Here is a 16,801-nt window from a genome sequence, read left to right as displayed (position 1 = left end):
AAGCTGTGGATAACTTAAACCTTATGCACAGCCTTATCACCGCCTAAAAACAGCAGTTGAGTTGTCGCGGAATTATGTTATTTTAGGATAAAGGAGATGGCATTCTTCCTGTTACAAACCGCCATAGTGGCTAATGATGCCTACGTGACCCTGAATAGGGGACGTAGGTTCGTGCGTGCTCTATTCTCTATCTGGAGTTCGCAGATGAAAAAATTTCTAGCACAAGCAAAAATTTATATCCAATCCTCCATTTTCTCCAAATCTTTTTGGGGTGAGCCATGTATTATCCTTTAATTTCAATTGCTCTGGGTTCTGTACTGGGTGCATGGTTGCGCTGGTTTCTGGGTTTAAAGCTGAATCCTATTTTTCCCAATATTCCTTTAGGTACGGTCACCGTTAATTTTGTGGGTGGCTTTATTATTGGCTTTGCAATTTCTTATTTTTCCCAAAGTGCGCTGAGTCCCAATTACAAACTGTTTGTGATTACGGGATTTTGTGGCGCACTGACTACATTTTCGACTTTTTCCGCCGAAATTATTGCCCTATTACAAAGTGGCAAGCTGGGCTACGCCTGTGCAGCGATTTTAATTCATGTGATCGGGTCGTTGCTGTTTACCATTCTGGGCATGAGCCTGCATCAATGGCTGACGGCTGCTTAGCTTAAAAGATAAACAAACAGCTAATTTAGGCATAAAAAAAGAAGTCTAAGCGGAGGAGATATAACCTTAGACTTCCAATATTAATAGCTTAATGAATGAAACTTAAAACAAGATTAACCTTTGCGATTAAAACGTGCAAAGCGTTTATTAAAGCTGGCAACACGACCTTCATTACTTGCTTGGCGTACTTCACCTGTATAAAACGGATGTGATGCGCTGGAAATATCCAGTGTGACGTAAGGATAAACCTTGCCCTGATATTCCTTAGTCTGTTTGGTTTGAATGGTGCTTCCAATCAGGAAATAGGCATCGGCATTGGTATCGTGAAAAAGAACCTGTTGATAAGCAGGATGAATATCTTTACGCATTGTGAAATACTCCATTGTTTTATGAAATGTTATAACATAACATTAAATGGAGTCAATCTAATCTATTTCAAGTTTTGTTTCCGATCATTTTGGTCTGATGAATCCTTATGCAGACAGGGCGGTTATGAAAATCCTGTATCAAGTGCTAATTGGGAACCAATTCCTCAAACAGATCATTCAGGTTGTCATGTACCTTAAGATGGATCAGGTTCCAGTAATGTCCTGAAATTGTACGGTTGACCATTAATGTATCTGGAGATGGCTTAAACACATCCCAGTATTTCAATGATTTTTTCACCAGACGCATGCCATCGTGATGGGATGAGTTTTCGGCAAAGTCATAATGTGTGTTCAATGGACGCAACAGCACCTCTATCCACTGCACGTACAGCTCACTTGGGAATTTCTGTTTTTCAGCAATTGAATGCAGTTCAACCAGTAAATCTTCAACCTGGGCAATATCCTCCTGACGTGCGGCATTGACCAGTGCCTTGAAGTGCTGAATCAGTTCTGGTGAAAGGGTTTTGACACTGCCATAGTCGTAGATGATGATACTGCCATCTTCCCGAAAGGCAAAATTGCCTGGATGTGGGTCACAATGGAAGCGTTTCAGGAAGAATATTTCCTGTCCGAGGGCACGGATCAGGCGGCGGCCAATCTGGTTGCGGGTTTCAACCGACCATGTGCTTGCGGTTTCAATGGATTCGCCCTGTTCCAGACTTAGCGTGAGTACCCTTCGCGAAGAATATTGTTTATACACGGTTGGAATAATTACTTGATCATCAAGCTGTTCATGGAAAGTCTTAAATACTTCCAGATTCTGCGCCTCAATTTCGTAGTTTAATTCTGCGGAAAGGCTATCCTGAATCTCTTGAAACAACTGATCCTGTAATTTTTTATCAATCTTTAAAACACCCATTAAACGCAGGGCAAGACGCACCTGTTTTAAGTCACTTTCACAGGCTTGGTCAACGCCAGGATATTGCACTTTCACCACCACTGCCTGCCCGTCAGGGAGTACTGCACGATGCACCTGACCAATTGAGGCTGCCGCGAAAGGCTCTGGTTCAAATGAGGTAAAAATCTCATTCAGTGGTTTGCCCAACTCTTTTTCAACCTGCTGCTTGATTTCAGCAAAAGGCATGGCTGGGGCTTGGCGTTGTAGTTTTGAGATCGCCTTGGCGACTTCAGGAGGGAAAATGTCTTTGTATTGTGAGGCGATCTGTCCGACTTTCATCACTGCGCCTTTCATTTCTCCAAGTGTATCGGCAATCTGTAAACCGATTTCTTGAAAAAGCTGGCTGCGTGCCGCATTTTTTTGTTCTTCATCTGCGGTCAGGTTGCGAATGGAATTGGCAACGCTTTTGCTGGCGATGCTTGCAGTCATGCCCGCCAGTTTTAGAAAACGTTTACTGGGAGAACTTGCATGCTTTGCCATGATGATTGCGCCTCTATGTTCTGTTTTTAAGTGATACCCTGATCATAGGCGACAAAACTTAAATTGCCTAGATGAAAATGTTAAGTCGTGTAAGTCTTATGAATCAATCACTCCATCTTGTTGGGTTTTATTATCATGAGGGCAGTATCCACGCTAGCCTTATCATAGTAACTGAATAGGAGCTGTTGCTTATGGATTTGAGCTTTTCAGTTGCATTAAACGTTTATTATTCAAATATAAACGACCAATCAACAGGACACAGGCAATGGTTAAGCCAATGATCAAGCCAAGCCAGACACCTGTCACACCCCAACTGGTATAACGGGCCAAGTACAAGCCTATTGGAAAAGCCACAACCCAATACGCCATCAGGGTAATCCACATCGGAGCCTGTGTATCCTGCATGCCACGCAGACAGCCTGCCGCACTGACCTGCCAGCCATCCACCAATTGATATGCGATTGCGAACCAGAGCAGGTACATGGCAATCGGCATGATGTGTACATCATTGGTATAAATCGCCACGATATAGGGACGGGCCAAGGCAATCAGGGCCATGGTACAGGCAGCAAAGATGGTCGCACTAATCAACCCGACTTTTTGTACCTGACGCATGGCGAGCCAGTTTTTTTCGCCATAATACATGCCAACCCGAATGGTTAAGGCTATCGCCAAGGATAGGGGAATCATAAACAGTTGTGACGTGACGGAAATGGCGATCTGGTGCGCTGCAATTGCATTTTCACCTAATGGACTGAGGACAATCGCACCCGTACTAAAGATACTCACCTCAAAGAAAACCGCCAGACCAATCGGAAAGCCCAGCTTTAAAATCCGTTTTGTCCAGCCTAGGTCCAGCTTTTCCCATTGGGTAAAGATCGGTGCCTGTTGATAAGCCTGAGCTCTGGAAATATAGATGGCTAAAGTGATGAACATCAGCCATTGCAAGATGGCCGTGGCAAAGCCACAGCCTGCGCTTCCCAATGCTGGAATAGGACCAAATCCATACATGAAAACAAGGTTCAGGGGAATCAGCGCCAATAAGGCAAGTAGGCTAATTGCTGTAACAGGACGGGGATGTCCCAATGCCTCGGAATAACTGCGCAGGGCGGCGTACATCATTACTGCGGGCATGCCAAAACCAATGGCATGCAGGAACAGGCTGGCTTTGGGGAGTAAGCTTTCAGGCACACCAAACAGGGGTAAAAAGAATGGCATGCCTTGCAGGATCAACATGGCAACCACTCCAAGAATTGCGGCAACCCATAAGGACTGGCGTGCAATGGTTGGGATTTTCTCAGGGGTTTTTGCGCCCCGTGCTTCCGCAACCAGTGGGGTGGTGGCAATCATGATGCCTGCAAACAGCAGCATAATTGGAATCCACAGGCCCACACCAATCGCGATTGCGGCAAGGTCGGCTGCGGATAAGTGGCCTGCCATAATCGTGTCAATCAAGCCTAAACCCGCTTGGGCGAACTGTGTAATCAGGATGGGTAACATCAGGTGAAACAGTTGCTTAAGTTCAAACCGTGCAGTGTGGGTGTGGGGCACAAAAAATACTCTTTAAAATTGTGAAAAATCAGCGTTGTAAAGTCAGTAAAACACCAAGGAAAATGACAATACCGCCCAGTAGGCGCTGCCAGTTGATAGGGGTTTTCTCTGTCCCTAACCAGCCAAAATGATCCAGTAACATGGAAATGAAAAGCTGCCCAAAAATGACCAAACCCGTAAATGTTAAGAAGCCAAGTTTAGGTGCAGTATAGATGCTCGTACTAATTGCATAAACCCCAAGTATCCCACCCAGCCACAAGAACCACGGAATGTGTAAGAGTTCACTTAAACTTGGCTTTGCTGCGCTCTGGAAATAGACCATAACCGCAAGAATAATTGTACCAAACAAAAATGAAATAAAAGCGGCCTGTATGGGCGAATGTAAATATGTTTTAAGCTGGGTATTTATTGCAGTTTGAAAGGCCATTGCAATACCAATTCCCAAAGCGAGGGGAATGATAAAAAGTAACTGGCTTGAGAGTTTGATCATATTTATATCATTCATTATTCTTGGTAATTCTCATACATAACATAGATGATGAGCCGTTGATTAGTCGAGTCATGTTAAAATAATTAAGTTCTGTTATTGAGCTTATATTTTGAGTGCATTAAATCCAGCCCTTATTCCACTTTCACTTTATATCCATATGCCTTGGTGTGTGCGCAAGTGCCCATACTGTGACTTTAACTCACATGCTGTACCTGATGGTCAATTGTCTACAGATTTGGAACAGCAGTATCTGGCGGCATTGGTGGCTGACTTTGAAACTCAGCTGGAAATGGCACAAGGGCGCTCTATCCATAGCGTTTTTATTGGGGGGGGGACGCCATCGCTGATTTCTGCACAGGGCTACACATGGTTATTTGAAAAGCTCAGGGCTCGTCTGGACTTTGAGCCTGATTGCGAAATCACTTTGGAAGCCAACCCTGGAACGGTTGAGCATGATCCTTTTGCAGATTATCTTGCTGCGGGCATTAACCGATTGTCGATTGGTGTGCAAAGTTTTAATACGGAACATTTACAGCGTTTGGGAAGGATTCATTCTGCCGATAATGCGCTCAGTGCCATTCAGCAGGCGCGGCAGGCAGGCTTTGAGCGTGTTAATGTGGATTTAATGCATGGTTTACCGCAACAAACCCTTGAACAGGCTTTAACTGACCTTAAACTTGCGGTAGAGCAGGGCGCAACCCATATCAGTTGGTATCAGTTAACGATTGAGCCGAATACCGTTTTCTTTCGTACCCAACCTGCTTTACCGCAAGATGAACTGTTGGAGCAGATACAGGAGCAGGGCGAAGCTTATTTAAAGGCACAGGGCTTTATCAATTATGAGGTTTCTGCATGGCGTAAAGAACAGCCATCAGCGCACAACCTGAACTATTGGCAGTTTGGCGATTATTTGGCAATTGGAGCGGGGGCACATGCTAAGATCACCCGTCCAGATGGAATTTATCGTTTTCAGAAAACCCGTTTGCCTAGGGATTATTTAGCCAAGGTTCCTGCGGATCATCTCCAGATGAAAAAGATTGAAGCCGATGAATTGCCTTTTGAATTTATGATGAATGCCTTGCGTTTAAATGATGGAGTTAATGCCGAACTTTATGGACAGTGTACAGGACTTGATCTAAATGACCTGAATAAAACATTGAACCAATTGCGTGAAAAGAATTTATTGATTAACGATTTAAACCGCATCTCATGTACTAAACAGGGGCATGTGTTTTTAAATTCGGTGTTGGAAAGTTTTTTATAATTTAGCTGCAAGATTGCTTTGAGCAAGAATGCTTAAAGTAATCTATTATTTGTTGTCATCTTTTAGAAAGATAGTCCGCACAAAATAAAAAACCTCATCATTTAAGATGAGGTTTTTTAGAATCTGGTGGGTCGCCCGCGATTCGAACGCGGGACCAACGGATTAAAAGTCCGCTGCTCTACCGACTGAGCTAGCGACCCAGATAATGATCAAAACTATAAAGTGGTGGGTCGTCCGCGACTCGAACGCGGGACCAACGGATTAAAAGTCCGCTGCTCTACCAACTGAGCTAACGACCCTGAGCGAGGATAAGTAAAGCAACGCTTTACCCGAGCGCAAGAGAAAATCTATGACTTTCTTTGGTCTTGGATCCTAAGCAATCAGAGGAAAGATAAATCTTTCAAACACTGCATCGTTTTGATGTTGCGTATTCTAGCAATTTATTCAGCTAACACAAGAGGAAATTGTAAATCATGCGAATGATTGTTTATAAAAAACACGATTTCCTCTCGTTTAGCTAAAAAATAAACTAAAAGCGGTACTGATAATTTTGAATATTGTTAAAGATTTCAGCATTTACATCGCAATAGGCTGTTGCGCCTGGTAATAACACCAACAAACGTTCAGACGTTTTGGCTGGATTAAAGGCATCTTCTTTCAGCTTGTTTTTCTGATACTTAAATGTGCCTGTGGTTTCAACCTTGGCCTGAACGCGAAGGAATACTGGGATTGCGTATGATGGCAGGTATTTCTTGAATACGTTCACCATAGCGCTTAAATCAGCTTCATTCAGTTCTTCACCATCCACAAGCGTGATTGCAGCCATACCTGCACGGCCATTGGTATTTGGAATTTCCACGCCATAAACCACCGCTTCTGCGATCTTGTGGTATTCGCAAACCATGTTTTCAACTTCGGTGGTGGATACGTTTTCACCTTTCCATCGGAAAGTGTCGCCTAAACGGTCCACGAACTGTGCATGGCGGAAACCGATGTCACGAACCAGGTCACCTGTATTGAAGTATGAATCACCCTTGGTAAATACATCCTTAAGAATAACCGACTTGTTCTTTTCAGGATCGGTATAGCCGTCAAACGGGGAACGACTGGTAATCTTGCCAATCAGCAAGCCCACTTCACCTGTCTTCACTTTCTTGCAGTGGCCTTTCTTGTCACGGACAAGCTCATTCTTTTCCTTGTCAAACTCAACAATGGCATAAGGGGTAGGAGAGAAGCCCACGGTATTGTCAAAGTTGAAGATGTTGCTAAAGCCAACATTGCCTTCACTTGATGCATAAAGTTCAAGAACCTCCTGCACACCAAAACGTTCCTTGAATTTGCCCCAGATGTTTGGACGCATACCGTTACCAATCATTTTGGTGACACGGTGGGCGCGATCAAGTTCCGTTGTCGGCGCATCAATGAGGTAACGGCAAAGCTCACCAACATAACCAATCGCAGATGCATTGAATTTTTGAACATCTTTCCAGAATGCACTGGTTGAATATTTACGACGTACCGCAAGTGTTGCACTACCCGCAATCACGCCACACCAGCACACCACCACACCTGTTGCATGGTAAAGTGGCAGGGTCACATACATCACGTCATCCTTGCCAAGATTAAGGATATGGCCGTATGTACCATAAGCTAGCGTCCAGCGGCTGTGGGTGAAAATAACCGCCTTAGGCAGACCTGTTGTACCAGAAGTATAGATATAGAACAGGCCATCCTTACCTGTCACTGTACGTGTGGTGGATGGATTGAATTTCGGGAATTGATCAATTTGCTGGGCAAGATTGACATAGTCTTTAGGTGCAGTACCAGCATGCTTGCGCGTTTCCTGGTCAGCAAACCAGTGGAAACGGTCTTGTGGCACTTTTAATTCTGGGCGAGCTTCATCAATCGCAGCACGGACTTCTTCACCTGCAATCACTGCAATTGGATTAACCAAATTAATGCTATGAGCAAGGACTTTACCGACTTGTGATGTGTTTACGAGTGCGATCGTGACACCAATTTTAGCTAAAGCAACAATCGTAGCAATCAGTTCAGGACGGTTTTCAACCATCACCGCAATAACATCACCCTTTTTTGCGCCAAGAGACAAATAGTAATGTGCAATCTGGTTTGCCCATTCATTTAGTGCTCGATAGCTATAGCTTTGATCTTCAAATAACAGTGCAATACCTTGTGGGTTACGCTTTACTGCTTTTTCAAATGCGATCCCTAAACCAGTTGGAGAGGCTGGTGTACGCAAATATGCCTGTTTAAGACCACTGAGGATATGAGGTACTTTGGTAATGAAGTTCGGAAGTCGGGTTGCGACATCACCAATGGTAATAATATCGGTCTGCGTAGTTTGGCTCATATCAATCCTGTTTATTTTTTGATCAATCCAAGAAGTGGCTATTTTTTGGAACACTACCATTTAACATCTTTGCTGTTGATGCTGCTTTTAGTGGCAATTCCCTAGAGCAACCAACCTGAGCTGCGTCTAAAGCAGCGCAAGGGCCTACCTCTCTTACAATATCTCAATGACGCTACATTTTACAGTAACAAAAAAGCCTAATCATCGAAATGATTAGGCTTTTGCTTATTGAGTGTAATTTAGCAAATTATTCATTGCCAACGATACTCTTTTTCGGTGGTCGTCCACGAGGGCGGCGAGGGCGGGTAGATTTCTCCTTCTCCGCTTTGGCAGCTTCATCTTCCACATCTGTTTCTTCAGTGCTTGCGACTGATTCAGTGTTTTCAACAGTCTGCACTGCTTCAACTGCCTCTGTAACCACCGCAGTTTCAGTCTCAACAGCAGCTTGCGCTGACTCAACTGCTTCAACAGGTGCTGTTTCTTCCACCACCACAGGCATTTCTTCATTTGCAAGTGCCAGTGCCTGTTGTTCAGGTGCCGCATCACCAACAGTGTTTTGCGCAACAACAGCCTCAATTGCTGTTTCCTGCACTTCTTGCGTGGTTTCAGTGCTTTCTACAGGGGCACCAGGCGCTATATTGGAAGCCAGATGCTCCTCTTTTGCCTGCTCAGCCGCAAGTTTTGCTAAACGACGACGTTCACGTGGATCGTTGGCAACACGCGAAGCGGAAGCTTCTGGTGGTGTTAATGGCAATACAGGTGCTGGTTCAGCTTCTTCGGTTGGCTTCTGGCTTGGAAGTTCTACATCACGTGTAACAGGGCGCTTTTCCTCAGCAGCTGTTTCAACCACCAGGGTGCTGGCATATTGTTCAGCGAACTTCTGCAAGGCACGGTTGAATGTAGTCACTAAACCAAACTGCTCAATCAGGAATTTGCAGTCTTCACCATAAATATGACGAATCAGGCCACCCATGGTGTATTGTCCCAACGCTGGAATTTGCGATGGTACAATTTTTGGTGACACTTTTTGGCTGCTTTGCGCCCCACGCTGACCAGGGCGTGAACGTGGATCATTGCTTGCACGTTTCGCTGGTGCCTGGGTTGCCTCTTCAACTGGTGTTGTTTCAGCAGCAACCTGCTCTACCTGAACAGGCGCAGTTGTTTCAGCAGCCTCCACAACCGCTTTTACTGGCTCGGCCTGTGGTGCTGGCGCAGTGGTCTGCTGTGGATTGAGCGCAACAATTTCACTTTGTCCCTGATCAATGTTGACGATCAATGCCGTATTCATTGGTTCAGTGCGAGGTGTATCAATCACATCAACTTTAAGCTGCTGTGGATTGGATGCAGCCTCAACTGCAACAGGCGTTTCGTTGAGAACACTTTGGTCACGGTGACGGTTCGGGCGGTTTGGACGCTGCTGGCTATGACGGTCACGACGTGGCAACGGTACAGAGGTATCATTTCCATGAACAGCATCATTTTGCTGTTGCTGGTTTTGTGATTCCTGCGGACGTTTTTGCTGGCGTTTCAGGTCACGTTGCTCTTGGCGCTGTTCCTGACGTGACAGTTGAACAACTTCCTCATGCACCTGATTTTGTTGTTCATGGGCAAGTACATGCTGTTCACGCTGCTCTTTATGCTTACGTTTCTTTGGGTTTTGAGACTGATTTGGACGGTTCAGTTTTTCGTCTTTCTCAAACGCTTCGCGAGTTTCCTGCTTTACAGGTGTCTGGGAAATATAGACATTATTTGCTGTTGTTTCCGCAATTGCAGCTGTCTCAACCTGGCCGAATTGACCACGGCTCACAGCGCCATTATTGATCATCTGTTCAATAGCTGACGCCGCATTTTGTGCAGAGCGGGACTGATCAATGGTCTGAGCCTGTTTTTGAACAAACAGGTTCTCTAACCATGCGCAAGGGCTTGCTGCTTTTGACGCTGCTGCCTGTGCCTGTTTTGGCTGGGCAGTGCCTTGCTGTGTTATAGCCTTTTTCTGTGGCGCTGTCGCCTGCTGCTGTGCTGGAGCAGCATGACTGTGCTCAGCTTCTTCCAGATGCCATTCAGAAGACTCATAACCGAGTTGTTTTTCACTGTCACGGGTCGCTTCAGTGCGTTCATAGCTGGATGGCGCAAAGCCTGCTGGATTGTACTGGATTTCATAATGTGGCGTTTCCAAATGTGGATGCGGCAGAATGGTGACACGCACATTGGAGGTTTGTTCCAGATATACAAGGCTGTGACGCTTTTCATTCAACAGGAATGCAGCGATTTCTACAGGGACTTCCACCTGTACCTCGCCTTGACGTTCACGTAATGCAATTTCTTCCACTTTACGCATAATTGAAAGTGAAAGGGAGCGTAGGTCGCGTACCATGCCTGTGCCATGACAGCGTGGGCACACATAGCCCGTTGCTTCCTCAAGCGATGGGCGCAAACGCTGACGACTCATTTCCATCAGGCCAAAACGTGAAAGCTGGCCGAACTGGATACGTGCGCGGTCACTTTGAGTTGCTTCACGAAGTTTCGCCTCAACCATGCGCTGGTTGCGGTCCTTGGCCATGTCGATAAAGTCGATCACAACCAAACCGCCAATATCGCGTAAACGAAGTTGACGCGCAATTTCCTCAGCCGCTTCAAGGTTGGTATTTAATGCTGTTTCTTCAACATCATGACCACGGGTTGATTTCGCCGAGTTAATATCGATAGAAACCAGCGCCTCGGTTTGGTCAATCACGATTGAACCGCCAGAAGGAAGTTTTACTTCACGTTCATAAGCAGTCTGGATTTGGCTTTCGATACCGAAATGAGCAAATAATGGCTCATTCTGGGTATAGGTTTTTAACTTGTCCAGCTGACGTGGCATCACAGCTTTAACGAAGTTGTAAGCTTCATTATAGGCCTGTTCGCTATCAATCAGGATTTCAGCAACGTCATCACGTAGATAGTCACGGATGGCGCGTGTCACCACACCCGCTTCCTGATGCACCAGCATTGGTGATGGACCAGAACTTGCCGTACCCTGAATTTGTGCCCAAAGGTCCAGCAAATGCTGTAGGTCAAGTTGCAGTTCTTCCTGTGAGCGACCGATACCCGCAGTACGAACAATGACGCTCATGCCACGAGGTAAATTTAAAGAAGATAGAATTTCTTTGAGTTCTTCGCGCACAGAACCTGAAATCTGACGGCTGATGCCACCACCTTTCGGATTGTTTGGCATCAGAACCAGATAACGGCCAGCCAGTGAAATGAAAGTTGAAAGCGCGGCACCCTTGTTGCCACGTTCCTCTTTTTCAACCTGGACCAATAATTCTGTGCCTTCGGTGATCAGTTCACGGATGTTGGAGGTTTGGCGTGGGTCCGCCTTGAAATACGAGTTTGCAATTTCCCGCATTGATAAAAAGCCCTGGCGCTGAGCGCCGTACTCGACAAAAACCGCTTCTAGAGACGGTTCAACACGAGTGACATGACCTTTATAGATGTTTGATTTTTTCTGTTCGCGAGTACGATTTTCCAGATCAAAATCGTAAAGACGACTACCAGTGATAAGTGCAACGCGAACCTCTTCAGCGTGGGTTGCATTAATCAGCATACGTTTCATGGGTGTGACACCTAATAGTGATACACACAAACAACTCGCTCGCTATTTTTGAGCAAACATCAAATTGGCGTGATCAAGACTCAGGAGCAGCTTTGATATGCGAAGCTCTGAAACCACTGACTGTAAATCCAGTTCTGGGTTCTGATACGGTTATTTCGATGTCGGCAATCCTGCTTCAATCTTGGGTACCGTGATATATCACTGGACCCTAAGTGATCCAAGTTTCCTGTGCGCTTCACTGGCGGGTGAGCGGTGCATTGGATGTGATGACTTTCACTGTCATTAAGCATTAAGGCCGCCCCATTTGGACGTCCTGATACGGAATGATCATCGTATCTTCGCCTGGCAGTTCCAATGCATCAACGCTTTAGCCTGAATGCGGCATCAGGGAGCAAATTGTCTGATGTGGATCAGTTTACATTTAATAGCCAACAAACCTGTTGGCAACATATTTTTTCTGGACAAACCGCAGGGTACATTGAAATATCAATAAACCCTATGTGCAGATGCACAATTAAACGCAACAGTTTGCCATTTTTGCCGATATAATAAGCCTTCGGCGTCGGCATAATTCTTTAGGACCTATCCGAGCTATTGGTGAACATTTCGTCAATCTGAAATTTCAAGTTAATAAAATTTCTGAGTTGATGTTCACTTACGGTGGTATCCGTGCGCTGAATATATCAAACCTTGCAGCATCTGCCTATGGGCTAAGTTTAGGTTTCTTGTGAAATAACTTAGCTAAATGATCGTTCTTTAATCGTATTTAGCAAATCTTGGATGAATCTAGCGTATGAATTCTACACAGCAATGGCAAAGTGTCACTTGGTTTGACGTGGATGAGCATCAGGCTGGACAGCGAATTGATAATTTTTTATTTACCCGATTAAAAGGTGTTCCAAAAAGCCGTATTTACCGTTTGATCCGTGAGGGACAGGTCCGTGTAAACAAAAAAAGGGTAAAGGCCGAGACCCGTCTGGAAATTGGCGACCAAGTTCGAGTTGCCCCGATTCGCTACGAACAGAAAGATGACAGTGCGGTGCCAGTGAGTGATGGCGTGGCGCAAAGCCTGCTTAGCCGTGTGGTCTATGAGGATGAGGGCCTGCTGGTGGTGAATAAGCCATCGGGCATTGCGGTGCACGGGGGCAGCGGTGTGGCTTATGGCCTGATTGAGGCCCTGCGTGCCGCCACAGGTAAAAAATATCTGGAACTGATCCATCGTATTGACCGTGATACTTCTGGTTTGGTGATGATCAGCAAGAAACGCAGTACCTTAAAATTATTACAGGATTTACTGCGTGAGCATAAAATCCAGAAAACCTATGCGGCAATCGTCAAGGGGCAGGTCAGTCTGGATCAGCAACTGATTGATGCACCTCTGTTCCGTTATGAACTGGCCAATGGTGAACGCCGTGTGCGTGTCTCTAAAGAGGGCAAGCCGAGTAAAACCGAGTGGAACGTGGTTGAACGTTTCAAGGCGGCAACACTGGTGCATGCCTCGCCTTTGTCGGGACGTACCCATCAAATTCGTGTGCATGGTTTAAGTATTGGCCATCCGCTTATTGGCGATGATAAATATGGTCACAGCACCGCCTATGCTGGTCCAGAGGCCAGACGCTTGTGCCTACATGCCATGCGTCTGCAAATTCCAGGCTACCCAACCATTGAGGCCCCAATGCCTGAAGACATGCAACAGGTTTTAAATGAGTTGAGAAAGCAGAAATGAGTCAAAATATCGAACTGGTGATTTTTGATTGGGATGGAACCTTATTTGATTCAGTGGAACAAATCGTGGCAAGCCTGCAATATGCGGCACAACAATTCCAGCAGCCCTTAACCAATGAGGCTGCGAAAAGCATTATTGGGCTGGGTTTGCCAGAGGTGATGCAAATCCTGTTTCCGAAAGTACCGCATTTACAGCAGGATATTTTGCAATGCTATGCAGACCACTATGTTGCGAACTCTAAAGGTGATGCATGGTTTGGTGGTGTAGCAGAGTTGTTGGCCGATCTAAAGCGGCAGGGCATCAAGCTGGCGGTGGCAACAGGTAAGAGTCGTAAAGGTCTGGATCGGGTGTTGAACCAGACCAATAGTCACGATATTTTTGACATTACCCGTGCCGCCAGTGAAACCCGATCAAAGCCTGACCCATTAATGTTGCAGGAAATTCTGCTTGAAACAGGTGTGACGGTAGAGCGGGCCATTATGGTGGGTGATACCAGTTATGATCTTGAAATGGCACAAAACCTGAATATGCAGCGCATTGGGGTGAGCTATGGGGTGCATAGTGTTGAAACCTTGCAGCAATACCAGCCCCTGACCATTGTCAGTTCAGTTCAGGACCTGCATGGCTATTTTCAAGCTGTATTGCCATCCTCTGCCTTGATTGAAAGTTAACCAACACAATATTGATCTGACTGGGGTAAGGATGCCTATCAGGCCTTTGTTCAGGGGCTAAGCGAGGATGATCCATATCTATGTGGTCAGCAATTTACCGCTGCCGATGTGACGGTTGCCGCGATGCTGTTTTGGCGGCTTAAAATGGGAGGATTTCAGGCCCATCATCCAGCCATAGAATGTTATCTTGACAATATAAAGCAACGACCAAGTTACCAAAAGTTTGCGGATTTTTTTAGTAATGCCTAAAGGGTAAAAAGATAGCCGACTGAATCGGCTATCTTTTTCATCATTGGGACTATGCAGGAATATCGAGCTCAAATATCTGTCGAATTTCTTCCAGAAACTGCTCTGTGGCCAGGCTGGGCTCAAGCCTGTTATAGCTGAAAAATACATCCAGACAGGGGAGGGAATGACTCAGTCGGCGCATCACGATTTGATCGGTTGCCAGCGCCTGCATATAAGAGGGCAGAATGGCACAGCTTTGGCCTGAATGCACTGCCTGAATACTCTCCGCAATGCTGTTGGCCTTAGAAATTGTCTGAAACTGAATCTGTCTCTGTTCAATATAATGGACGATGGTATCAAACAGGGGCTGGGAGAGCTTTTGGGACAGAACGGTTATGGCCAGCCCATTTAATTGCCCTACTGGAATTTCAGTTAATTGCGCTAGGGGATGCTGTTTGGGCAGCATAAACACCAGGGGTTCTTTCAGTATTAACTGACTGGCAAAAACCTCATTTTGAAACTCCTGATTAATAAAAATCATGTCTAAGTCGCCTTTCTTGAGTTCAGCGATTTGGTCACTTTCTTTTAGGTTCAGGGTGCGGATTTGCAGCTTGGGAAGTTTGACCCTCAGGCGCGGTAGAATATAGGGAAAAATACGGATTTCAGCAGAAGGGACAAAGCCAATTTTGAGGTACTGGACTTTTGCCGCAGCCACCTGCCGTGCCATGGTGATGGCCTTGTCCGCCTGTGTCAGGGTAAGGCGAGCCTGTTCCAGAAAAATCAGTCCTTCCTCGGTCAGTTCAACCTTGCGTTTGGTGCGGTGAAAGAGCTGTACGCCAATATCATCCTCAAGGTCCTTGATCTGCTGGCTTAATGAGGGCTGCGCCGTGTGCAGCTTTAGTGCGGCTTTACTAAAACTGAGTTCTTCAGCGACGGTGATGAAGTAACGTAGATGGCGTAGTTCCATAAGACTTGTCCGTGTGTGTCTTACTGTTATTCTTAATTAAAGTATTAAAAAATAATTCTCATGGCCGCATTATATAGTAGCTGCTTTTCTAGACAATATGCTTTTTTCTAAAATATAAAAAATATATTAAAACGCTATACCTGTAAGTTTAGCTGAATTGTCATTTGGCGTTATGAGTTCAGTAAAATTGTATTGACTCAGCCAGAGAAAATCAGCATAACTCAATGACCTTATGTTAGGATCAAGGACCGATTATGGAAAGCCATGTTTTTAAAGGATCAGGCAGGTCAAGGCTAGGTTATCGTCCCAAGCCATATCTTGATCTGGAGAAGATAAAACCTTAAAAAATAAGCCATAATCCTAAGCCAATATAACTCAGCCCCACAAGCGATCAGGTTCCACCACAGAAGAAGTACATGAAAGATAAGCCGACATTAACCTACCAATTGCCGACACAATCTTGCTTGAGCCATACCTGGGGGAAACCTCCTTTTCCACATGAGGCCTCTGACCACTGTGGGATTGACCGTTTCTACAACCTGGACAAACCGTTGACACCGTTTGACCGTAAGGGGCTGCTAAAATGGCTGACAACACGTAAATCCTTTACCTGGAATGTTGACCGTAGCCATGAGTCTAATCTGCGTAACCAGATGCTTGATTTACCGCAAAACCGCCCACATGCCGACCTGAATGACTGGCAGATTTGGTTTGTGGGGCATGCCACCATTTTGATCCAGATCGGCCCCTATAATTTTTTAACCGATCCAGTCTGGTGTGAATATGTCAGCCCAAAGCAGGGACGGGGACCCAGACGGGTTTGCCCAGCGGGCATTGCACTGGAGCATCTTCCGACCATTCATGCGGTGTTGCTAAGCCATAATCATTACGACCACATGGATTTGGCCACCCTGGACTGGTTGCACCAGAAATTTGAAATGCCGATTTATACAGGGTTGGGCAATGGCCACTATCTACCGAAGCACCTGCATGTCATTGAAATGGACTGGTGGCAGGAAATCCCTTTTCATGATGAGTTAAAGATCGCCTATACACCAGCGCAGCATGCCTCAGGACGTGGTGTCAGGGACCAGAACAGGGCGCTGTGGGGCGGATTTTCACTATTGGCAAGAACGGGGCACTGTTTTTTTGCAGGTGATACGGGGTATGCAGGTCATTTCAAGAAGATTTATGAACGCTATGGGCCTGCAAGAATTGCATTGCTGCCGATTGGTGCCTATGAGCCACGTCAGTTGATGCGTTATGTACATATGAATCCACAGGATGCCTTTCATGCGCATCTGGACCTGCATGCGCACCGTTCACTGGCGATTCACTATCGCACTTTTCAGCTTACCGATGAAGACCGTGATGCACCAGAACATGAATTGATGCAGGCCATGAAATCCTCTTCAAAACTGGTGAACCCTTTTTACTGTATCCGTGAAGGGCACTTTATTCGGGCCTAGC

General features: G+C 45.7%; 12 protein-coding genes, 2 tRNA genes, 2 pseudogenes and 1 riboswitch. Of the genes and pseudogenes, 7 read left to right on the top strand and 9 right to left on the bottom strand.

The window, feature by feature from the left end; genetic code table 11:
* Positions 1-83 precede the first annotated feature (83 nt).
* Positions 84-150: riboswitch (Fluoride riboswitch) on the top strand.
* Positions 151-278: 128 nt separating this feature from the next.
* Positions 279-659, top strand: a complete 381-nt coding sequence (crcB, locus tag F973_RS12965; RefSeq protein WP_004756224.1) for a fluoride efflux transporter CrcB — start codon at positions 279-281, stop codon at positions 657-659.
* A gap of 113 nt (positions 660-772) precedes the next feature.
* On the opposite strand, the gene F973_RS12960 is transcribed toward crcB, so the two are convergent.
* The 4 genes from F973_RS12960 to F973_RS12945 all read right to left on the bottom strand — a co-directional run bounded on the left by F973_RS12960 (position 773) and on the right by F973_RS12945 (position 4,506).
* The gene (locus tag F973_RS12960; RefSeq protein ID WP_004762213.1) at positions 773-1,027 is read right to left on the bottom strand and encodes a type B 50S ribosomal protein L31; all 255 of its coding nucleotides are present in this window, start codon (positions 1,025-1,027) and stop codon (positions 773-775) included.
* 145 nt (positions 1,028-1,172) lie between these two features.
* Positions 1,173-2,465 (bottom strand): ABC1 kinase family protein, encoded by a 1,293-nt coding sequence (locus F973_RS12955; RefSeq protein WP_004762212.1) that lies wholly within the window; start codon positions 2,463-2,465, stop codon positions 1,173-1,175.
* A gap of 189 nt (positions 2,466-2,654) precedes the next feature.
* Positions 2,655-4,016 (bottom strand): MATE family efflux transporter, encoded by a 1,362-nt coding sequence (locus tag F973_RS12950; RefSeq protein ID WP_004762211.1) that lies wholly within the window; start codon positions 4,014-4,016, stop codon positions 2,655-2,657.
* A gap of 28 nt (positions 4,017-4,044) precedes the next feature.
* The gene (locus F973_RS12945; protein WP_004763738.1) at positions 4,045-4,506 is read right to left on the bottom strand and encodes a DMT family transporter; all 462 of its coding nucleotides are present in this window, start codon (positions 4,504-4,506) and stop codon (positions 4,045-4,047) included.
* 109 nt (positions 4,507-4,615) lie between these two features.
* On the opposite strand from F973_RS12945, the gene hemW reads away from it, so the two are divergent.
* Positions 4,616-5,770 carry a radical SAM family heme chaperone HemW gene (gene hemW, locus F973_RS12940; RefSeq protein WP_004762208.1) on the top strand — a complete coding sequence of 385 codons (1,155 nt, stop codon included), beginning with the start codon at positions 4,616-4,618 and terminating at the stop codon, positions 5,768-5,770.
* A gap of 124 nt (positions 5,771-5,894) precedes the next feature.
* On the opposite strand, the gene F973_RS12935 is transcribed toward hemW, so the two are convergent.
* From F973_RS12935 to F973_RS12920, 4 genes are all read right to left on the bottom strand, one after another.
* Positions 5,895-5,970 (bottom strand) — tRNA-Lys (locus F973_RS12935).
* Between the two features lie 23 nt (positions 5,971-5,993).
* Positions 5,994-6,069, bottom strand: a tRNA-Lys gene (locus F973_RS12930).
* 230 nt (positions 6,070-6,299) lie between these two features.
* Positions 6,300-8,141, bottom strand: a complete 1,842-nt coding sequence (locus F973_RS12925) for a long-chain-acyl-CoA synthetase (RefSeq protein WP_004762206.1) — start codon at positions 8,139-8,141, stop codon at positions 6,300-6,302.
* A gap of 247 nt (positions 8,142-8,388) precedes the next feature.
* On the bottom strand, positions 8,389-11,739 hold the full coding sequence (locus F973_RS12920; protein ID WP_004762204.1) for an Rne/Rng family ribonuclease: 3,351 nt from the start codon (positions 11,737-11,739) through the stop codon (positions 8,389-8,391).
* Between the two features lie 354 nt (positions 11,740-12,093).
* Here F973_RS12920 and F973_RS15710 point away from each other — a divergent pair.
* The 4 genes and pseudogenes from F973_RS15710 to F973_RS14855 form a co-directional block, all read left to right on the top strand.
* A pseudogene (locus F973_RS15710) lies at positions 12,094-12,470 on the top strand (hypothetical protein).
* A gap of 62 nt (positions 12,471-12,532) precedes the next feature.
* Complete coding sequence (locus tag F973_RS12915; protein WP_004762202.1) at positions 12,533-13,465, top strand: RluA family pseudouridine synthase; 933 nt, start codon at positions 12,533-12,535, stop codon at positions 13,463-13,465.
* Positions 13,462-14,136: an HAD-IA family hydrolase gene (locus tag F973_RS12910; protein ID WP_004762201.1), complete on the top strand. Its 675-nt coding sequence runs from the start codon at positions 13,462-13,464 to the stop codon at positions 14,134-14,136. The genes F973_RS12915 and F973_RS12910 overlap by 4 nt, the downstream gene beginning before the upstream one ends.
* A 27-nt stretch (positions 14,137-14,163) precedes the next feature.
* Positions 14,164-14,385, top strand: a pseudogene (locus tag F973_RS14855) (glutathione S-transferase family protein); the annotation flags it as partial.
* Positions 14,386-14,434: 49 nt separating this feature from the next.
* On the opposite strand, the gene F973_RS12905 reads toward F973_RS14855, so the two are convergent.
* Positions 14,435-15,331 carry a LysR substrate-binding domain-containing protein gene (locus F973_RS12905; protein ID WP_004762199.1) on the bottom strand — a complete coding sequence of 299 codons (897 nt, stop codon included), beginning with the start codon at positions 15,329-15,331 and terminating at the stop codon, positions 14,435-14,437.
* A 416-nt stretch (positions 15,332-15,747) separates the two neighbouring features.
* Here F973_RS12905 and F973_RS12900 point away from each other — a divergent pair, with 416 nt between their 5' ends.
* Positions 15,748-16,800, top strand: a complete 1,053-nt coding sequence (locus tag F973_RS12900; protein ID WP_004762197.1) for an MBL fold metallo-hydrolase — start codon at positions 15,748-15,750, stop codon at positions 16,798-16,800.
* Position 16,801 lies beyond the last annotated feature (1 nt).

The organism is Acinetobacter sp. CIP 102129, from assembly GCF_000368305.1.
Lineage (GTDB): Bacteria > Pseudomonadota > Gammaproteobacteria > Pseudomonadales > Moraxellaceae > Acinetobacter > Acinetobacter parvus.
This window is presented reverse-complemented; position numbering and strand designations above follow the sequence as displayed.

What these genes read in the sequence shown, in the direction of transcription:
- crcB (WP_004756224.1), top strand. Translation starts at nt 279, where the DNA reads ATGTATTATCCTTTAATTTCAATTGCTCTGGGTTCTGTACTGGGTGCA.
- F973_RS12960 (WP_004762213.1), bottom strand. Translation starts at nt 1,027, where the DNA reads ATGCGTAAAGATATTCATCCTGCTTATCAACAGGTTCTTTTTCACGAT.
- F973_RS12955 (WP_004762212.1), bottom strand. Translation starts at nt 2,465, where the DNA reads ATGGCAAAGCATGCAAGTTCTCCCAGTAAACGTTTTCTAAAACTGGCG.
- F973_RS12945 (WP_004763738.1), bottom strand. Translation starts at nt 4,506, where the DNA reads ATGATCAAACTCTCAAGCCAGTTACTTTTTATCATTCCCCTCGCTTTG.
- F973_RS12925 (WP_004762206.1), bottom strand. Translation starts at nt 8,141, where the DNA reads ATGAGCCAAACTACGCAGACCGATATTATTACCATTGGTGATGTCGCA.
- F973_RS12920 (WP_004762204.1), bottom strand. Translation starts at nt 11,739, where the DNA reads ATGAAACGTATGCTGATTAATGCAACCCACGCTGAAGAGGTTCGCGTT.
- F973_RS12915 (WP_004762202.1), top strand. Translation starts at nt 12,533, where the DNA reads ATGAATTCTACACAGCAATGGCAAAGTGTCACTTGGTTTGACGTGGAT.
- F973_RS12910 (WP_004762201.1), top strand. Translation starts at nt 13,462, where the DNA reads ATGAGTCAAAATATCGAACTGGTGATTTTTGATTGGGATGGAACCTTA.
- F973_RS12905 (WP_004762199.1), bottom strand. Translation starts at nt 15,331, where the DNA reads ATGGAACTACGCCATCTACGTTACTTCATCACCGTCGCTGAAGAACTC.
- F973_RS12900 (WP_004762197.1), top strand. Translation starts at nt 15,748, where the DNA reads ATGAAAGATAAGCCGACATTAACCTACCAATTGCCGACACAATCTTGC.